Origin of the sequence: Streptomyces chlorus (assembly GCF_042655885.1) — a bacterium.
GTDB lineage: Bacteria > Actinomycetota > Actinomycetes > Streptomycetales > Streptomycetaceae > Streptomyces > Streptomyces chlorus.
The window spans coordinates 128803-147036 of the sequence record NZ_JBHSOA010000053.1; the positions used below are offsets into that span (position 1 = coordinate 128803).

The following is an 18234-nucleotide window of genomic DNA, read 5'->3' on the forward strand; positions in this document are numbered from 1 at the left end:
ACCCGCGCAGCCACCCGCGCAGCCACCCGCACGGTTGCTCGATGACCCACCCCCAGGGGTTGCCCTGGGGGTGGGGGTGTTGACGGTGTGAGCGGGTTTACGCGTCCTCGCCCCCGATTCGGCGTACTCCTTGGGGCTGGGGCGCTGTAACCGTTCCGCAGCCCGTCGAACGGCGTACCGTTCGTCCGCTTTTCGGCGTAGCCGATAATGCGACGCATTGCCAACTCTTTACATCGTCCCACCGCAACCTTCCCGGCCTTCGAGCGGTAGTCACTGCGTCCGGGCCCGGAGACCGATCACCGGAGATCAACCAGATCGACGTGAGACAACCACCGGGTCCGGCTGGACGTTCACCGTTCTCTCCCGCCGAAGGAGCACCATGTCCCTCCCCCTGACCCGTCGGATCGCCCGTGCCGCGCTGCTCGTCGCCGCCGGAGCGGCCGCCGGGGTCGGTGCGGCCGGTTCCGCCACCGCGGCCCCCGAGCTGCCGGCCACCCCGAGCGTCGGCGGCCTGACCGTCCTGGACCAGGCCGGCGCGACCGGCACCGTGGACGACGCGACGCACACCGTCACCAAGACCGCGGGCGGCACCGGCGGCCAGGCACTCGGGCAGGCCGCGCCGGTGGCGGTCCAGGCCGCCGAGGGCACGTTGCCGACCGACGCCGTCCCCCTGGACGGCGTGCCGACCGCCCGGACCCTCCCCGCCACGGCGCTGCCGCTCGGCTGACCTCACCGGATCCGGATCCACGGGGATCCGGGGTCCACCCGGATCGGCCCGACCGTACGTACGCCGACGGGGCCCAGGAAGAACCTGGGCCCCGTCGGCGTACGTGCGGCTGCCCCGCGTCACGCCCTCAGGCGTTCCACCGCCGCCCGTACCCGCTCGTCCGTGGCGGTGAGGGCGACGCGTACGAACCGCTCGCCGGCCGGGCCGTAGAAGTCGCCCGGCGCGACCAGGATGCCGAGCTCGGCGAGGCGGGCGACGGTGTCCCAGCAGGACTCGTCGCGGGTGGCCCACAGGTAGAGCCCGCCCTCGCTGTGCTCGATGCGGAAACCGTGCCCCAGCAGTGCCATCCGCAGCGCGGTGCGGCGGGCCGTGTAGCGCTCGCGCTGGACGCGGACGTGCTCGTCGTCGCCCAGGGCCGCCACCACGGCCGCCTGGGTGGGCGCCGAGGTCATCATGCCGCCGTGCTTGCGGATCTGCAGCAGCGGGCCGAGGACGGCCGGGTCGCCGGCCAGGAAGGCGGCGCGGTAGCCCGCGAGGTTGGACCGCTTGGACAGCGAGTGCACGGCGACGATGCCGTCGTACGAGCCGCCGTTGACGTCCGGGTGCAGCACCGAGACCGGGTCGGCGTCCCAGCCCAGTTCGAGGTAGCACTCGTCGGAGAGGACCAGGACGCCGTGCTCGCGGGCCCAGGCGACGATGCGGGTCAGCTCCGCCTTGGGGATCACCCGGCCCGTGGGGTTGGACGGGGAGTTCAGCCAGAGGAGCTTCAGGCCCGTCGGGTCCAGCTCGGTCGGGTCGTCGTACGCCTCGTACTCCGCGCGGGCCAGGCGGGCGCCGACCTCGTACGTCGGATAGGCCAGGCGCGGGTACGCCACCCGGTCGCCGGGGCCGAGGCCCAGCTGGGTGGGCAGCCAGGCGACCAGTTCCTTGGAGCCGACGACCGGCAGCACATGGCGGTGGGTGACCTCGCGGGCGCCCAGACGGCGCTCCACCCAGCGGGTGAGTGCGTCACGCAGTTCCGGGGTGCCCCAGACCGTGGGATAGCCCGGGGAGTCCGCGGCGGCGATCAGGGCCTTCTGGATCGGCTGGGGGACCGGGTCGACGGGGGTGCCGACGGAGAGGTCGACGATGCCGTCGGGGTGCGCGGCGGCCGTCTTCTTGTACGGCTCCAGTTTGTCCCAGGGGAAGGTGGGAAGGCGGTCGGAGACTGCGGACACGGGTTCTCGCTCACTTTCTGGTACGGCAAACGCCTCGGCCCCGTGCGGCGCCGATCGGGAGTGATCAGGCCGTACGGGACCGAGGCGGCGCGGGCGCGGGCCGCTTCCGGGCCGCCCGGGTGCTCAGGACCTGTCGGATGACCTCTGATCGGGCGGCCACGCCTTGGCACGCACGCTTCCCGCGTCGCCGAAATGTCCCGGTAGCTCCGCTACGAGGATATCCCGGCGCCTTGGAATCGCACGCACCAGACCGCGTCCGCTCTCCGATCGAAGGTCACCCGACAGGCGCTTACGCCTGCGGCGGCAGCGCGGCGATGAACGGGTGGTCGCGCTCGATCAGCCCGAGCTTGCTGGCACCGCCGGGCGAGCCGAGGTCGTCGAAGAACTCGACGTTGGCCTTGTAGTAGTCCTTCCACTCCTCGGGAGTGTCGTCCTCGTAGAAGATGGCCTCGACCGGGCAGACCGGTTCACAGGCGCCGCAGTCGACGCATTCGTCCGGGTGGATGTACAAGGACCGCTGGCCCTCGTAGATGCAGTCGACCGGGCACTCCTCGATGCACGCCTTGTCCTTCACGTCGACACAAGGCTGCGCGATGACGTAGGTCACGCTGTCGTTCCTCCTCGATAGGGCGCCGGCGGGCCTCCTCAGGCTCCGCCGCCTGGCGCGCGGGAGCGCGGCGTCGTCGATGCCCGCCCCTAGTATCTCCGTTCTTGGGCATGATCCGAACAGGAGGGGTGTACCGACCTGTGGAAATCTTCGCCGCCGGGCGTCTCGAGGTCCGCATCACCACTGCTGACGTGGGCAAACGGGTCTCCGTACGGAGCTTGATCGAACATGGTCCCCCGGGTGAGAAGTTCACCGACGTGGTCGGAGTTCTCACATCATGGGACAGCGGTGTGCTGCGGATCACACGGAAGAACGGCGAGAGCGCCCTCGTCCCGGAGTCCGCGCTGGTCGCGGGCAAGGTGGTTCCGTCCGCACCGGCCCGCCGGCGCGGTCCGGCCGCCTCGTACGAGGAGCTGGCGCGGGTCGCCGCGCGGGCATGGCGGCCCGTGGAGAGCGAGCGGCTGGGCGGGTGGGAGCTGAGGGCGGCCGCCGGCTTCACCCGCCGGGCCAACTCGGTGCTGCCGCTCGGCGACCCGGGCGTGCCGCTGGACGAGGCGCTGACTGCCGTACGCCGCTGGTACGCCGGGCGCGGGCTGCCTGCCTACGTGCAGACGGCGACCGGCGCCGAGGGCACGCAGGAGGCGCTGGGCGCGGAGCTGGAGCGGCGGGGCTGGGTGCGGGAGGTGACCGCCGAGCTGTGGGTCGGCGGGCTCGCGCCGATCGCCGACGCGGGACCGGAGCCGTCCGGCGGCGAACCGGCCGGGGTGAACGTCCTGCTGTCCCGGGAGGCCGACGAGGCGTGGCTCGCGCGGTACCAGCGCCGAGGCGTGAGCGAGGTCGCCCTGAAGGTGCTGGAAGGGGGGTCACCCCGCTCATGGGGGTCCCCCCGCTCGAGCGAAGTCGAGAGTGGGGGAGAAGTCGAGAGTGGGGGAGGCCCGTCGGTGTGGTTCGCGACCGTGCCGGCGGGGGACGGTGGACCCGAGGGCAGTGCTCCGACCGACGCCGCTCCTGCCGCGATCGGGCGATGTGTCGTGGACGGCCGGTGGGCCGGTTTCGCCGCCGTCGAGGTGGATCCGGCGCTGCGGCGGCGCGGGCTCGCAACCGCCGTGATGGCCGCGCTGGCCCGGCGGGCGCTCGACGAGGGCGCGTCGGCCGCCTGGCTCCAGGTCGAGAACGACAACGCGGCGGCACGTGCCCTGTACGACAGGATGGGCTTCGCCGCGCACCACGCATACCACCACTACCGCGCGCCCCGGTCGTCGGCTCCGGCCGGTGACGGGTCGCCGTGAGAGGGCACGGACCGGTCATGCGCTCCCTCCATCCCCCGCCCCCGGAACGCTCCGCCGAGCTGCGGCGGCGGTTCACCGAGGAGGCCCGGTCCGAGCGGCCGGATCTGGCCACGCTGTGCCTGCTGATCGGTGCGGCGGCGGACGGCACGCTGGACGAGGCGGGCATCGACGCCGCGCAGATCGAGCTGGACGCGCTGGCCGGCCGCCTCCCCTACCGGCCCGGGACCCCGCGCGCGTGGGCGTCGGCGCTGCGGGAGCTGCTGGGCGAACGGTGCGGCTTCCACGGCACCCCGGGCGACTACCAGCGCCTGGAGTCGTCACTGCTGCACGAGGTGCTGCGGCGCCGACGCGGGCTGCCGATCCTGCTGTCGGTGGTGTGGCTGGAGGTCGCCCGGCGGGCGGGGGCACCGGTGTACGGGGTCGGACTGCCCGGCCACTTCGTGGTCGGGCTCGGGGAGACCGGCACGACGGCGGACGCGAGGCCGGCGGCGGCGAAGCCGGACACGCGGGACGACGTGACCCCGGAGCGGCAGGTGCTCGTCGATCCCTTCGACGGCGGCCGGGTGCTGACCGGGGACGATACGGAGCTGCTGGTCGCCGGGGCGACGGGGGCGCCGCTGGACCCGTCGATGCTGGCACCGGCCGATCCGCTGGACGTCGTGCTGCGGATCCTGAACAACGTCCGGGCGTGGGCCGAGGCCCGCCCGGAGCGGTCGGACGTGTCCCTGTGGGCGCTGGACCTGTCCCTGCTGCTCCCCTCCCGGCCGGCGAAGCTGCGGTACGAACGGGCCCGGTTGCTGGTGCGGCGCGGCGATTTCCTCGACGGCGCGGACGAGCTGGAGGCGTACGCCGAGGTGGTGGCCGCGGTGGACGAGCCGGCGGCGGACCGGATCCGCGGCGAGGCCCGAGCGGCACGGGCACTGCTCAACTGAGGCTCGCCCCCAAGCCCTGCCCGCCCTGCCGCGCCCCCGCGAGCCCCGCCGAAATCCCTGCCGTGCACTCTCGGCGAGATCCCTCTCATACCTCGCTTGACATAGGTATTTTTAAATACCTAATATCTACGGGTGACCATCAGCAGTGCCTTCGAACAGCGCGTCGCACACGTGAGCTCCGAGCTCGCGGCGTGCCTTCCCGTGCTGCACCGGGCCCTGGAGCGGCGGGTGGCGAGCGAGTACCCGCACCCGAAGCCGCCCGAGGGGCAGCTGGCACTGCTGCGGTTCGTCGCACAGCGCGAGGGCACCACGGTCCGTGAGGCGGCCGATGCGCTGCTGATGAAGCCGAACAACGTCAGCGCACTGGTCTCCCAGCTCACCGAGCGGGGAGAGCTGGAGCGCCGGCAGGACGGCGTCGACAAGCGGATCGCCCATCTCCACCTCACGGAGTCCTCACGGCAGCGGATCGCCGAGGTCACCGCTCTCGAGGAGAGTCACCTCGGCCAGGCGATGCTGTCCCTCACCGACGGCGAGCTGGACGCGCTCGGTTCCGCTGTCGGCGCGCTGAAACTGCTGACCCGACACCTTCACTCGGCAGCCCTCTGACGAGAGCGTCACGGGCCGGCGCATCGCGCGGGCTCCCGCGGTGAAGCGCTCGTTCGGCGTTCCGCGCATCCGCCTCCTCCCCCTTTCCGAAGGCAGTCCTTCCCGGACAGCCCTGTGCACGGCCCCGTGCGTCCCGCCCTGCCCTTGACCGGCCGGGCGGGGCGCTGCGGGCCGGCTGCCGAATCTCGGCCCCGCCGTGCAGTTCTTTCGTCCCCCTTTGAGAAAGAAGTGGCTCCTTTCATGGCGTCCACACCTGTGGATCACTCCGCTCCCGACACGGCCGCTCGGCCGAAGTTCGAGCGTTTCCGGGCCAATCCCTGGCTGGCGCTGGTCGCCGTGTCGTTCGGCCTGCTCATGGTGCAGCTCGACGGCTCCGTCGTCGCCATCGCCAACCCGGCGATCGGCAAGGACCTCGGTGCCAGCACCGCGGAACTGCAGTGGGTCACCAACTCCTACCTGATCGCGCTCGCCGCCTCGATGATCCTCGGCGGCAAGCTCGGTGACCGGTTCGGCCGACGCTTCTACTACCTCGCCGGCATCGGCGGGTTCATCGTCACCTCGGTCGCCATCGGCCTGGTCGGCAGCATCGAGGGCGTCATCGTCTTCCGTGCCCTGCAGGGTCTGGCGGGCGGCATCCTGATGCCCAACACCCTGGGCATCCTGCGCGCCGTTTTCCCGCCGAAGAGGTTCGCCCTCGCGGTGGGCATCTGGGGCATGGTCTCGGCCGTGTCGACGTCGCTGGGACCGATCATCGGCGGTCTGCTCGTCGAGCACGTCAACTGGGAGTCGGTCTTCTACCTGAACGTGCCGATCGGCCTCGTCGCGCTGGTGTTCAGCGCGGTGGTCCTCGCCGAGTCCAAGAACTCCACCGGCCACCACCGCTTCGACATCCCCGGCGTCGTCCTGCTGGCGGCGGGCATGGTCGCGCTCGTCTTCGGCATCGTCAAGGGCGAGACGTGGGGCTGGACCTCCGCCGGAACCCTCGGCGCCATCGTCCTGGGTCTGGCGCTGCTGGTCGTCTTCGGCTGGTACGAGACCCGGCAGGAGCACCCCCTGCTGCCGATGCGGCTGTTCCGCAACCGCTCGCTGACCACCGGTGCGGTCATGACCCTGCTGAACTTCTTCGTGATGCTCGGCGGCATCTTCTTCATCATGCTGTACCTGCAGAACGTGCGGGGCTACACGCCGGTCGAGGCCGGTATCAGCACGCTGCCGATGTCGATCGCGTCGCTGTTCGCCTCTCCGGCCGGTTCCCAGCTGACCGCCCGCTTCGGCGCGCGCGTCACGATTCCGCTGGGCCTGCTCCTGTCGGGTGCCGGCATGTTCGGCATGCTGTCGTGGAGCGTCGACTCGTCCTACGCGACGATGTGGCCGCCGTTCATCGCGATAGGCCTGGGCGTCGGCATCGTGCTGCCCGCCACCGCCGCCACGATCATCGGCAACGCGCCCGTCAAGGACGGCGGTGTGGCCTCCGGCCTGCAGTCCACCATGCTGCAGATCGGTGGCGCCCTCGGTACCTCGGTGCTGGTCACCGTGATCGCCGGCAAGGTCGGTTCCTCGCTGTTCGGTGAGCTGACCGGCGCGGGTGTCCCAACGGGCATGGCGCACGGTCTGGAGCAGGCCGAGGACGCCGTCACGATGGGTATCGCCCCGGTCTCCGGCGACATGTCGGCGGAGATCAAGGCCGCCGTCATCGAGGGCAGTGGCCAGGCGTTCGTCAACGGTCTGCACGCCGCCGTCACCGTCACCGGCATCCTGTGCGTCCTCGGTGCCGTGGCCTCCTTCATCTGCATCAAGAGCCGCGCCGAGGAAGCGAAGGAGATGCGCGCCCAGTCGGAGGACGCCGACGAGCCCGTAGTGGTCGTCGCCGCTCACTGAGCGAGCCGCGCACACACGCGTACACCTGCGCGGGAAGCGGCGCTGCCAGGACCTGGTCCGGTCCTGGCAGCGCCGCCTTCGTACGGCCGCGGACGCCCCGGGCCGGTACCGCCGCACCGTGCGGGACCGGAGGGAGGCTGGGATGCTGGTGGGGTGAAGCACTGCGCGTGAGGCGGCCGGCGGACACGGACGGTGGGTGGTGAGCGCGGTGACCATCGGCAACGTCCCGGAGCCGGAATCGGAATCGGAATCGGGCGACGGTCCCGGGCATTCCGGGGTCGATCCCCGAGGGGACCCGTTCCTGCCGACCCGGTACGCCATTCCCCCGAGGCCCGTCACCTTCCTGCGGCGGGAGCGCCTGACCCGGCATCTCGACAACGCCCTGACCACTCCCCTGACGATCGTCAACGGAGCGGCCGGCGCCGGGAAGACCCTGCTCGTCGCGGACTGGGCGGCCGGTCTCGGACGGCCCGTGGCCTGGTTCACCACCGACGCGGAGGAGCTGCGCCCCGGCGTGTTCTGGGCGTACGTCCTACAGGCCCTGCGCGCCGCCGGAGTGCCGATGCCCGGGTCGGTGGGCTCGCCCGCCGACCCGGGCCGGGTGGACGAGACGCTGCTGAACCGGCTGGCCGCGAAGCTGAACGGCCCGATGACGGCGCGACGGCCGGCGGTCCTCGTGCTCGACGAGTTCGACCGGGTCGCCGCGCCGGACACGGCCGCCCAGCTGGACTTCGTCCTGCGGCACGCGGGGCCGGGCCTGCGCCTGGTCGTGGCGTCCCGTACGGAACCGCTGCTGCCGCTGCACCGCTACCGGGCCGCCGGGGAGCTGACGGAGATCCGGGACGCGGAGCTGGCGTTCACCGCGCGGGAGGCCGGTGAACTCCTCGGCCGGCACGGTCTGTCCCTGCCCGCGACCGTCGCGGACGCCCTCGTGGACCGTACCCGGGGATGGGCCGCCGGACTGCGGCTGTGCGCGCTGGCCGCGCGGGAGAGCCCCGACCCGGAGACATATCTGAAGGAGTTCGAGGCCGGGCAGAGCACGGTGGCCGACTTCCTGCTGGCGGAGGTGCTGGACATCCAGCCGCCCGGTACGCAGGACCTGCTGCTGCGGGTCAGCGTCCTGGAGCGGTTCTGCCCCGGCCTGGCGAACGCGCTGACCGGGCGCTTCGACGCCGGGGCCGTGCTGGACTCGCTGCACCACCGCAACGCGTTCGTGCAGCATCTCGGGCACTCCTGGTACCGGCTGCACCCGCTCTTCGGGGAGATCCTGCGGGCGCATCTGGAGGTGCGGCGCCCCGGTCTGGCGCCGGAGCTCCACCGGCGGGCGGCTCGCTGGCTGAAGGCCGCGGGGTTCCTTCCGGAGACGCTCCTCCACGGCGCCGCCGCCGGTGACTGGGAGTTCGCCGCCGGCGCCCTGGTCGGCGATCTGGCCGTCGGCCAGCTGTTCGCCGGGTTGCGCTCGGCCGGTCTGGACGAGCTGTTCTCCCGCATGCCGCCCGGGACCACCGGCCCCGCACCGGAACTCGTACGGGCGGCCCGCGAACTCGCCCGCGGCGACCTGGCACGGGGCCCGGCCCGGCTGGAGCGGGCCGGAAAGCTGCTGGCCGGCGACATCCTGGGCCAGGAGGGCTACGAGAGCCCGGCGGACGACCGGGAGGCCGCGCGGCTGTGCTGGGCGCTGCTCGAGGCGTTCGCCGCCCGGCTGACAGGGGCGCCGGCACGCGCGGAACGGGCCGTCCGGCTGGCCGGGGAGCTGCGCGGTGCCGTGCCCGCCGAGTTGCTGGACCGGCATCCCGAGCTGACCGCGCTGCTGCTGGCCCATCTGGGCTCGACCCGGCTGTGGGCGGGCCGTTTCGAGGACGCCCGGACGGTTCTGACCGCGGCCGTGGCGGGTCCCGGCGGGGCGTCGACAGCACTGCCCAGGGAGGACGCCCTGGCCCAGCTCGCGCTGATCGACCAGCTCAACGGCTGGCCGGGCCGTGCGGAGCACAAGGCGTCCCAGGCGCTGGCCGAGATCGCGCGGTACAGCCTCCCCGGCCCGCCCGGAACCGGTCTGGAGCGGCTGGTGCTGGCGGCGGTGGCGGTCGACCGCGACGAGCTGGACCGGGCCCAGGAACTCCTCGACGAGGCGGCCGCGCCCGCGGAGTCCGGGCCGCGGTCGGCGATGCCCTCGGCGTCGCGCCCCGCACCGGCTTCCGCCTCGGCCGCCTCGGCCGCCCCGGCCGACCCGGTGGTCGTCGCGGTGCGGGCCGTCACCACGGCCCGACTGATGCTGGCGCGGGGCGACGCGCACGCCGCGCTCCGGGCGGTCGCCACCGCCCCGCGCCCCGGCGTTACCGCAGATGCGCCCTCCCCCTGGCTGCGGGGCCACATGGCGCTGGTGACAGCCTCCGCGCGCCTGGCCGAGGGGCAGCCGGAGGAGGCCGTCGCAGTGCTCCGCGAGGTGCCCCTCGACCAGCCGGCCTGTGCCGTGGAGGCCGCCAGGATGCAGCTCGCGGCGGGCAACCCCGGCGCGGCGGCCGACCTGCTCGACGCGCTGCACGGCGCGGGCCGCACCGGCCCCGGGGTGTCCGTGCGGGCCGCGCTCGTACGGGCCCAAAGCGGCCACCTGGCGGGAGACCCGGCCACCGCCCGCCGATGGCTCGGGGTGGCGCTGCGCGGCGCCCGGCACGCGCATCTGCGGCGCCCCTTCGTGGAGTCGGGGCCGTGGATCGGGCCGCTGCTGGACACGGGCCCGCTGCGGGGCCTGGCCGCGGGCTGGCTCGTCACCGGGTCCGTGGACGTGCCGCCGCCCGGCATGAAGGAGCCGGTGGAGGAGCTGAGCGGCCGGGAGCGGGACGTGCTGCGGCGGCTGGCCCGGATGATGACGACCGAGGAGATCGCCGCCGACCTGTACGTGTCGGTCAACACGGTGAAGACCCATCTCAAGAACGTCTACCGGAAGCTCGACGTCAACCGCCGCGCCGACGCCGTACGCCGGGCCCGTGCCCTGCGGCTGCTGTGAACCCCGCCGCACCTCGCCCGCACCTCGCCCGCCCCCGCCCTCCCTCACCTGCCCCGGGTGAGGGCATACGGCCGCCCGGGGTGGACGATCGCAGGGCAGGGGCAGTCTGCCGCCTGTGCCCGAGCCGTGGGAGGGGAGGAGGGCCGCATGCGCTACGAGATCCGCGTCGACGGACACATGTCGGAGGCGCTGACCAAGACCTTCCCCGAACTGGACCATGTCGTGATGTGGGGTCAGACCGTGCTGTTCGGTCATGTCGTCGACGAGGCGCATCTGTACGGGCTGCTGGCCCGCCTGCGCTCGCTGGGCCTGCGCGTGGTCGAGATGCGCCCGGCCCCCAGGTGAAGCCCTGCTCCCGGGGGTCGTGTCCCACCGAGTGGTGCAAGCGATCACGGGCTTCACGTTCCGGTCCGAGGCACCTGGCGATCTCTGCGGAGGCGGAAGCCCACGAAGCGCCCTGTCGAGGCGGGTTGAACACCCGGTCCGGCGGAGCCACCGTCCCCGCCCTGCGAATTCCGGCGCCTTGATCGGCTGCACCCGGGGGACGCCATCCTCCCGGGTGACATCCGACGCCCGTCACGCCGGTGAGCGGCCTGACGACGTCAGAGGCTCTCCGCGGTGAGCCGCCCCGAGCGTACGGCGGCCTTGAGTTTCTTGAAGTCCCGTTCGTTGCGGTCGGCGTAGGCCTGGGCGAAGCCGGGGAGGGCGCGGTCGAAACGGTCGCCGGTGCCCAGGTAGGCGGAGATCGCGACGGAATCGCCGGAGCGGGCGTGGGCGCGGGCGAGGCTGCCTCCGCACCAGCCCCCGAAGAGGGCGAGCATGCGGGGGTCCATGGTCTCCGGGCGGGCGATGCCCTTCCAGTCCCGGAGCTGGCGCACGTAGAAGTCCCGTTCCCTGCCGTCCAGGCCCAGGACGTGGGTCCAGCCGAGAAAGATGTCGCTGGATGTCTGGATCAGGCGCTGCCCGGTCACCACGCGGCGGCCCTGGTTGTCGAAGCGTTCGCCGTTCGTGTACGGCGCGAGCACCGACTCCTGCGCCTCCTTGGCCTGGAGCAGCAACGGATCGTCGTCGTCGCGGCCGAGCAGGAGCAGGATCCAGCAGCGGGTGCCGACGCTGCCGACGCCGACCACCTTGCGTGCCGTGTCCACGATCCGGTAGCGGCGGAGCAGGTGCCGGCGCTCGGAGGAGAGGGTGCCCGCGTAGCTCTCGACGATGGTGCGCAGTTCGGTCTCCTCGCCGCGGCCGGGCGCGTCGGCCACCATGTCCCGTAGGGGGGTGATCAGGGGCGGGTCCGGGGTGATCAGCCGACCCTCGGGGGTGACCCGGGTGAGCCGGTCGACGGCCTGGAGGTAGGTGTGGGCGCGGGCCCGCGCTTCGGCCCGTTCGGTGCGGCGCCGGACGGACGGGTCCAGGGAGGAGTCGAGGAGTTCGCGCATCCGGCCGACGTCGTCCTGGGCGTACCAGACGTCCAGGGTGCGCATGCCGGCGAAGCTCCGCATCCGTGCGCGGTACGCCTGGACGCAGGCGATGACCGCCTTGTTCTGCTCCCGGGTGGAGAAGCCGTTGGCGCGGCCCGCGATGACGAGGCTGGCGGCGAGCCGTTTGACGTCCCATTCGAAGGGGCCGGGGAAGGTCTCGTCGAAGTCGTTGATGTCGAAGACGAGGTGCCGTTCCGGCGAAGCCAGCAGCCGGAAGTTCAGCAGATGGGCGTCGCCGCACAGCTGCACCTCGAGTCCGGTGTGCGGCAGCGTCGCCAGGTCGGCGGCCATGATCGAGGCGGCGCCCCGGTAGAACCGGAACGGCGACTCCAGCATGCGCCCGTACCGGATCGGGACCAGTTCGGGCACCCGCGTGGCCGACTGGCGCGCGAGCACGTCGACCGGGTCGAAGCGGCCGGAGCCGGGGTCGAACAGTCCGTGCACCGAACGGGGGACGCGCTTGCGGGTCGTCCGGCCGTGGTCGATCCGCTCGGCCGGTGAGAGGGCCGCGGTGGCGGCGCTCGGTGCGGTCATGATCCACCCTCCTGGCTTCGGCGTACGTCCGCTCTCCAGCTCACCGCGGCCCGGCCCCTCCGGGATCACCCGTCAGGGGTGAGGCCACACGGACGCGGCCGGGGCAGCCTGGTACGGCACGCACCACCCGCGCCGGACGAAGGAGAACCATGAGCTCCGCGACCTACCTCGCATACGACTATCCCCTGCTCGGGGCCTTCTGGACGATGCTGCTGCTGTTCCTGTGGGTCATGTGGTTCGTGCTGTTGTTCCGGGTCGTCGCCGACCTCTTCCGCGACGACGAGCTGAGCGGCTGGGCCAAGACCGGGTGGCTGGTCTTCGTCATCGTGCTGCCGTTCGTCGGCGTGTTCGTCTACGTCGTGGCCCGTGGCCGGAACATGGGCCGGCGGGAGATCACGCAGGCTCGTGCGCAGCAGGAGGCGTTCGACAGCTACATCAGGGAGACCGCGACGGGCCACGGCGGCCAGGCCGGTACCGCCGACGAACTGCACCGGCTGTCCGAGATCCGCTCGCGCGGCGACCTCACCGACGAGGAGTTCAACCGGGCCAAGGAACTGGTGCTGAGCGGCCACGGCGCGGGACACACCCGCTGACCGCACGCACCGGTACGACGAACCTCTACGACGAACGAAAGGGGCGGCGCGATGGCTTCGGCTCACGCCCATCACACACAGGCACAGGCACATGCGCACACACCCTCCGCCAAGCGCGAGTGGGCCGGCGGACTGACCGTCTTCGGCGGCGTCATGCTGGTGCTCGCCGGAATCCTGAACATCGTCCGGGGCATCTCGGGGATCGCCAAGGACGACGTCTTCGTCACCACGCAGAACTACGTCTTCAAGTTCGACCTCACGTCCTGGGGCTGGATCCATCTGATCCTGGGCGCGGTGGCCGTGGTCATCGGCGTGGGGCTGTTCCAGGCCAGTACGTGGGCACGGGTGGCCGGTGTGGCGATCGGTGGGCTCATCATGATCGCCAACTTCCTCTCCCTGCCGTACTTCCCGGTCTGGTCGGTCGTGATGATCGCCCTCTCCGGCGTCATGATCTGGGCGCTGTGCACGGCGCGGCAGGGGGACATCTGAGCCGGACGCCTTGACATCCCGGGCGAACGAAGCACGACCGCGCCGACCCTGCCCGGGTCGGCGCGGTCGTGCCCCGGCCCCCGGCCCCCGGACTACAGCCGGCCCTTCTCACGGGCCACCCGGGCCGCCTCCGTGCGGTTGGGACGGCCAGTTCCTGGATGGCGGTGGAGAGGTGGTTGCGGACCGCGCCCTGGGAGAGGTGCGGGGAGAGGGCCGGTTCCGCGTGGGTGGAGCCGTCGGCGGCGGCGCGCGGGATCTCGCGTTCGCGGTCGGTGAGGGGGTGGGCGCCGTCGGCGAGGGCCGAGCGCGGCGAGCATGGGGTCGATGACCCGCTCCCCCGCCGGCACCGTGCGGACCGCGGCGGCGATTTGGGCGACGGGGGCCTCCTCGACCAGGAAGGCGTCGGCACCGGCTTCCATGGCGCCCCGCAGATGGCCGGGGCGGCCGAAGGCGGTGAGGACGACCGGCTTCACGCCGGGCGGTTCACGGTGCAGGGCGGCAGCCGCCTCGACGACGGGCGCGCTCGGACAGACCAGCCGGATGCCGGTCCACAGGACCTTGATCACCTGTTGCCCGATGTTCTCCGGGCGCTTCCCCAGGCCGACGCCTCCCCCGTCGTCGACCGGGGCGACGGGGTCATAGACGGCTTTCGTCGCTGTACTCAGTCGCTGTACTCATGGGGACCATCGCGACCCGTACGGCGCCCGAAGGGCAGTGCGGACCGTCCTGACCCCCGCATGACGGAGGCCATGCGGGGGTCAGGACTACAGGCCGGTCCGGTTCAGCTCGGGTCCGTCTCGATGACCGCGACCCGGTTGGTCGTGCTTGTCAGTGCCTGGCGGAGGGCGCCATAGACGTCCTGGGGAGTGACAGGTGTCTTCTCGCCGTTGCCCCGGGTGATGAGCACACCGTCGAATGCCTGGCCGTAAAGCTCCTCCAGGGCCTTCAGGTCAGGCTTGTCGACCAGCTTGCCGTTGACGGCCTCCACCCTGAGGAACTTCCACAGCGACTTCTGCGGACTCATCGGCACCGAGTGCTCCGCGTCGGTCTGCACGGTCACGTTGGCCGACATCGCCGGCTCGGCGAACTCCTTCAGCATCCGGTCGACCTCGGCCTTGGACACCGTGGGTTCCTGAGTGGACGTCGGCACCGTCACCGTGGACGAGGAGCCGGTCTCCACCTGGGTCCGGTACGCCGCCTCGACCGCCTCGGTCGACTTGTCGACGTCGATGCCCGCGCCGGGCTTGCCGTAGACGGCGACGGCCTTGCCGGACTCGAACGTGATCGTGCCGTCGTTGCCGGAGCCGCCGCCCGCGGCCTCCAGGGCGGCGTGCAGCTTCTCCTCGTCGACGGGGATGACGGGGTCGACGACACGGCTGTCGCCGAAGAGGGAGCCGATGACGGAGACCGGGTTGTAGTCGCTCCGGGCCGCCGCGCCGATGGTGGCGTCGGTGTCGAGCTGGAGTCCGGCCTTGTCCGGCTCCAGTTCGACGGTCTTGTCGCCGACGGCCAGCTTGAGCGGCTTGTTCAGCCGGTCGGCGAGGGCCTTGTCGAGCGTCTTCACGGCCTCGTCGCGGGTGCCGCCGCCGATGTCGACGCCGAGCACGGTGGTGCCCTTGGGCACGTCGGAGTGGTTCATCAGCAGGCCGGCGCCGTAGGCGACACCGACGAGCAGGATCACTGCGCCGCCGAGCAGGGGCAGCTTGCTGCGGCCCTTCTTCTTCGGCGCCTTCGAGGAGGCCGCCGGGGACGGGGTGACCGGGTCGGGCAGCCTGGGCGGCGTGTGCCTGCCGGGGCCGCCGGCCAGGACATCCGCGTCGAAGGAGGCGCTCGCCGGTACGACCGGGATGCCGCTGGTGGCGGTGTGCCTGGAGACGTTGTCGTGGCGGGCCCCGTAACCCGGGGCGCCGGGTTCGGGGGCGGGCAACTGCGGGGTGAGGCTCGCGGTGTCGTCGCTCAGCCCGCCGCCGGGGTGGGGTCCGCCGCGAGGACCGCGCGGGCCACCGCCGGGCGGCAGGCCCAGCGGGCCGGTCCGACCGGTGACCGGCCCGGTCGTGGGGCCACCGGGACCACTCTGATCGCCGTACGGCGACTGGCTGGGGGGGCCGGGCTGACCGGGGTGCCCCGCCTGGCCGTTCCGCGCTTCGAGGTCTTCGTCCGTGAAGAACGGCAGGTCGTCGAAGCGCGGCTCGCCGCCACCGCTCCCGCCCGCACCCGGGCCCGCGCCCGGACGCGTACCGCCACTGCCGAGCGGGCCGGCGGCCAGCGCCTCGGTCACGTCGAAGGAACCGGTGCCGCCGCCGTGTCCGGGCGCGACCGGCCCGCCGGTCGCGCCGGAGAGCCCGGAGCCGTTGCCGCCGCCGGGTGCGGAACCGTTCGTGCCACCGGGGCCACCAGGAGCACCGGAGCCGCCGGGCCGGGAGCCGCCGCCCGTCACGCTCATACCGCCGACCACACCGGCCGGACGTCCGCCCGGACGCGCACCACCACCGGAAGCACCGGGCGAGCCGGACGGGCCGGAAGCTCCCGAGGCGCCGCCCGCGGGACCCGAACCACCCGCCGCACCCACCCCGTTGCCGGAGCCGCCACCCGCAGCGCCCTTGCCCGCACCGGACTTGCGCGGCGCGAACCAGTCGCTGGCAGGCTTCTCCGCCGGGGCCGCCTGCTGCGGAACCGACTGCTGCGGGGCGGGCCGCGGGCCACCCGGAGCGGCCACGGCGGAAGGCTCGACGGCACCGGGGCCGGAACCTGGGCCGGAAGCGGTGCCGGCACCGGCACCCAGTGCCCTGGGGGCACCCGGCGCCGGCGCCGGCGCCTGGGCCTTGGCCCCACCCCGGGTGTCGTTGTCGCCCGTACCCTCGCCGTCCTTGACGGTCTTGCGCACGACGACCGGCGGAATGGGCCGGGAACCGGGGATGTTGATCCGGATTCTGGTCGTCAGCGTGGTCTCGGTCTTGCGTTCGTCCGACCGCGGGCCGCCCGAACGCTGATCGCCCGGGCGCTGTTCGTCCGGCCGCGCGGCAGGTCGGCCCGCGGCCGCCGCCTCGCCCGGAACCGCCGGAATTCCGTAGGGTGGGGTGCCCGACGGGTATGCGGCTCCGCCGCGCCCGTTGGGCCCGGTGGACGGAGTGTCAGTTTCACGACTCAAGGCAGGTTCTCCCGGTTGGCTCCGCCGCCCGTCACGACCTCACGGTGGGGGTCTCCCCCAACTCGACCGGAGCCGAGAGTTCGGGGAGGCTCAGCGGCGCGCGCACCACCATACTGGCCGCATCCGGCCCGTATCGCCGGACCGTGACGGAAACCCACATCGGAACCGCACGCGCGCACCGCGGCGAAGTAGTACGTCACTTCCCAAGTCGGACAGAATTGCCCTCTGGTTGCCGCCCCGGAGCGAGGGTGGCACACATCACAGCGACGGCGATGCCGCCGAGCAGGAAGAGGTACGAGCCGGCTCCCGCGGCGAACAGGAAGTCGCCTTCCGGACGGCTGACGGTGAGCAGGAGGACGACGAGCACCCAGCCGGCGGCGGCCGACGCGGCCCCGGCGCGGCTGCGCAGCGCGAGCGCCCCGCCCAGACAGAGCCCTGCCTCGGCGGCGAGGGCGAGCAGCAGCCCGCCCGGGAACCACGCGGGCTGCACCAGCGCCCCGGCCACACCCACCACGGCGCCGAGCAGGAACAGCCCCCCGCAGACGGCGATCCGCCTGCCGGAGGGCAGTCGCAGCGGCTGAGCCAGCGTCGGTGTCGGCGCACTCCCGGTCGTCCGCCTGCTCATGACGCCTCCCCCGCTCCACCCTCGGCCCCGATCTCGACCCCGGCGAAGAGGTCGTTCTCCCGGCTGCCGGGGGCCCGCGCACCGCGCACCAACTCGTAGTACTCGGTCGTGAACAGCGGCTGCGCGAGCTCGTTGGAGAGCACGAAGTACGGCGCGTACGGTTCGGCCACGGTGATCTGGGTGGCGTGGGCGCGCATCGCGGCGGCCTTGGCGGCGGCGTGGGCGGCGCCGTCGATCTCGGTGGTGACCAGGGCGTCGTCGACGACTCCGGGTACGTCACCGACCTCGCCCGCCTTGTCGAACGGCAGCCCGGACAGGTCGTCGTCCAGTCGCGCGAAGGCGGCCTCGGCGACGGAGCGGGGCACCCGGTTCCAGTAGACCTTGGGGATGTCCCACCGGTCCCGGGCAGCGAGTTCGACGGCACGCATGGCGACGCGGTGCGCCTGGATGTGGTCGGGGTGCCCGTAGCCGCCGCCGTCGTCGTACGTGACGAGCACCTGGGGCCGCACCTCGAGGATCACCTGGGCGAGCAGACCGGCGGCCTGGTCGACGTCGGCCTGCCAGAAGCAGCCGGGGTCGTCGTTGTCGGGCAGGCCCATCATCCCGGAGTCGCTGTAGCGCCCGGCGCCGCCGAGCAGCCGGAAGTCGTCGACACCGAGGGCGCGCATCGCCTCGGCCAGCTCACCCATCCGGTGCTGCCCGAGAGCGGCACCGCTCAGGTGGGCCGGCCCGGGCGGGATGACCTCGCCACGCTCACCGAGCGTGCAGGTGACGAGTGTCACATGAGCGCCCTCGGCGGCGTAGCGGGCCATGGTGGCGCCGTTGTTGATCGACTCGTCGTCCGGGTGGGCGTGCACCAGCAGCAGCCGCCGCCGTGCGGAGCGAGAGAGGGGTCCCCCCGGCCGAGGGCTGGGGGAGGGCAGTTCCGTCATGGTTCCACCCTATGAGGATGCCGTTGGTCAATTCCGCCTGACGGTTCCGGTCTCCGCGCGTCCACGGCGGTGGCCCGGGGATGTTCCTGCCGCAGAGTGTGTCACTTTCCGGGAAAATGACACACTCTGCGGATCCATGCCCCGGGCCCGCGCATTCGCCTCGGCGTCACCGGCA

At 72.7% G+C, this 18234-nt stretch carries 15 protein-coding genes and 1 pseudogene; 9 read left to right on the forward strand and 7 right to left on the reverse strand.

What is annotated here, in order from left to right:
- Nucleotides 1-379 precede the first annotated feature (379 nt).
- Nucleotides 380-727 (forward strand): ATP-binding protein, encoded by a 348-nt coding sequence (locus ACFPZI_RS24410; RefSeq protein ID WP_381366722.1) that lies wholly within the window; start codon nucleotides 380-382, stop codon nucleotides 725-727.
- Nucleotides 728-846: 119 nt separating this feature from the next.
- Here the strand turns inward: ACFPZI_RS24410 and ACFPZI_RS24415 are convergent, their stop codons facing one another.
- Together ACFPZI_RS24415 and fdxA are read right to left on the reverse strand one after the other, a co-directional pair.
- Nucleotides 847-1944: a bifunctional succinyldiaminopimelate transaminase/glutamate-prephenate aminotransferase gene (locus tag ACFPZI_RS24415; RefSeq protein ID WP_381366725.1), complete on the reverse strand. Its 1098-nt coding sequence runs from the start codon at nucleotides 1942-1944 to the stop codon at nucleotides 847-849.
- 289 nt (nucleotides 1945-2233) lie between these two features.
- A complete protein-coding gene (fdxA, locus tag ACFPZI_RS24420; protein WP_055572727.1) occupies nucleotides 2234-2551 on the reverse strand; it encodes a ferredoxin in 318 nt (105 codons plus the stop codon).
- Nucleotides 2552-2691: 140 nt separating this feature from the next.
- On the opposite strand from fdxA, the gene ACFPZI_RS24425 reads away from it, so the two are divergent.
- The 6 genes from ACFPZI_RS24425 to ACFPZI_RS24450 all read left to right on the forward strand — a co-directional run bounded on the left by ACFPZI_RS24425 (nucleotide 2692) and on the right by ACFPZI_RS24450 (nucleotide 10605).
- Complete coding sequence (locus ACFPZI_RS24425) at nucleotides 2692-3840, forward strand: GNAT family N-acetyltransferase (protein WP_461112370.1); 1149 nt, start codon at nucleotides 2692-2694, stop codon at nucleotides 3838-3840.
- 17 nt (nucleotides 3841-3857) lie between these two features.
- The gene (locus ACFPZI_RS24430; RefSeq protein ID WP_381366732.1) at nucleotides 3858-4772 is read left to right on the forward strand and encodes a transglutaminase-like domain-containing protein; all 915 of its coding nucleotides are present in this window, start codon (nucleotides 3858-3860) and stop codon (nucleotides 4770-4772) included.
- 132 nt (nucleotides 4773-4904) lie between these two features.
- Nucleotides 4905-5378, forward strand: a complete 474-nt coding sequence (locus tag ACFPZI_RS24435) for a MarR family winged helix-turn-helix transcriptional regulator (RefSeq protein WP_381366735.1) — start codon at nucleotides 4905-4907, stop codon at nucleotides 5376-5378.
- 240 nt (nucleotides 5379-5618) lie between these two features.
- Nucleotides 5619-7256: an MFS transporter gene (locus ACFPZI_RS24440; RefSeq protein ID WP_381366738.1), complete on the forward strand. Its 1638-nt coding sequence runs from the start codon at nucleotides 5619-5621 to the stop codon at nucleotides 7254-7256.
- Nucleotides 7257-7464: 208 nt separating this feature from the next.
- Nucleotides 7465-10260: a winged helix-turn-helix domain-containing protein gene (locus tag ACFPZI_RS24445; RefSeq protein ID WP_381366937.1), complete on the forward strand. Its 2796-nt coding sequence runs from the start codon at nucleotides 7465-7467 to the stop codon at nucleotides 10258-10260.
- 147 nt (nucleotides 10261-10407) lie between these two features.
- Nucleotides 10408-10605, forward strand: a complete 198-nt coding sequence (locus ACFPZI_RS24450) for a hypothetical protein (protein ID WP_381366741.1) — start codon at nucleotides 10408-10410, stop codon at nucleotides 10603-10605.
- A 257-nt stretch (nucleotides 10606-10862) separates the two neighbouring features.
- On the opposite strand, the gene ACFPZI_RS24455 is transcribed toward ACFPZI_RS24450, so the two are convergent.
- Nucleotides 10863-12272: a DUF2252 domain-containing protein gene (locus tag ACFPZI_RS24455; RefSeq protein WP_381366744.1), complete on the reverse strand. Its 1410-nt coding sequence runs from the start codon at nucleotides 12270-12272 to the stop codon at nucleotides 10863-10865.
- 149 nt (nucleotides 12273-12421) lie between these two features.
- Between ACFPZI_RS24455 and ACFPZI_RS24460 the strand changes: the two genes are divergently transcribed.
- Together ACFPZI_RS24460 and ACFPZI_RS24465 are read left to right on the forward strand one after the other, a co-directional pair.
- Nucleotides 12422-12865, forward strand: a complete 444-nt coding sequence (locus ACFPZI_RS24460) for an SHOCT domain-containing protein (protein WP_381366747.1) — start codon at nucleotides 12422-12424, stop codon at nucleotides 12863-12865.
- A gap of 51 nt (nucleotides 12866-12916) precedes the next feature.
- Entirely contained in the window at nucleotides 12917-13354 is a 438-nt protein-coding gene (locus ACFPZI_RS24465; RefSeq protein ID WP_381366750.1) for a DUF7144 family membrane protein, read from the forward strand.
- 92 nt (nucleotides 13355-13446) lie between these two features.
- Here ACFPZI_RS24465 and ACFPZI_RS24470 read toward each other — a convergent pair.
- The 4 genes and pseudogenes from ACFPZI_RS24470 to mshB all read right to left on the reverse strand — a co-directional run.
- A pseudogene (locus ACFPZI_RS24470) lies at nucleotides 13447-13866 on the reverse strand (LuxR C-terminal-related transcriptional regulator); the annotation flags it as partial.
- A gap of 269 nt (nucleotides 13867-14135) precedes the next feature.
- Complete coding sequence (locus ACFPZI_RS24475) at nucleotides 14136-16502, reverse strand: hypothetical protein (RefSeq protein WP_381366753.1); 2367 nt, start codon at nucleotides 16500-16502, stop codon at nucleotides 14136-14138.
- Between the two features lie 196 nt (nucleotides 16503-16698).
- Nucleotides 16699-17127 (reverse strand): DUF6113 family protein, encoded by a 429-nt coding sequence (locus ACFPZI_RS24480; protein ID WP_381366756.1) that lies wholly within the window; start codon nucleotides 17125-17127, stop codon nucleotides 16699-16701.
- Nucleotides 17124-18059 carry an N-acetyl-1-D-myo-inositol-2-amino-2-deoxy-alpha-D-glucopyranoside deacetylase gene (gene mshB, locus ACFPZI_RS24485; protein WP_381366758.1) on the reverse strand — a complete coding sequence of 312 codons (936 nt, stop codon included), beginning with the start codon at nucleotides 18057-18059 and terminating at the stop codon, nucleotides 17124-17126. The genes ACFPZI_RS24480 and mshB overlap by 4 nt, the downstream gene beginning before the upstream one ends.
- Nucleotides 18060-18234 lie beyond the last annotated feature (175 nt).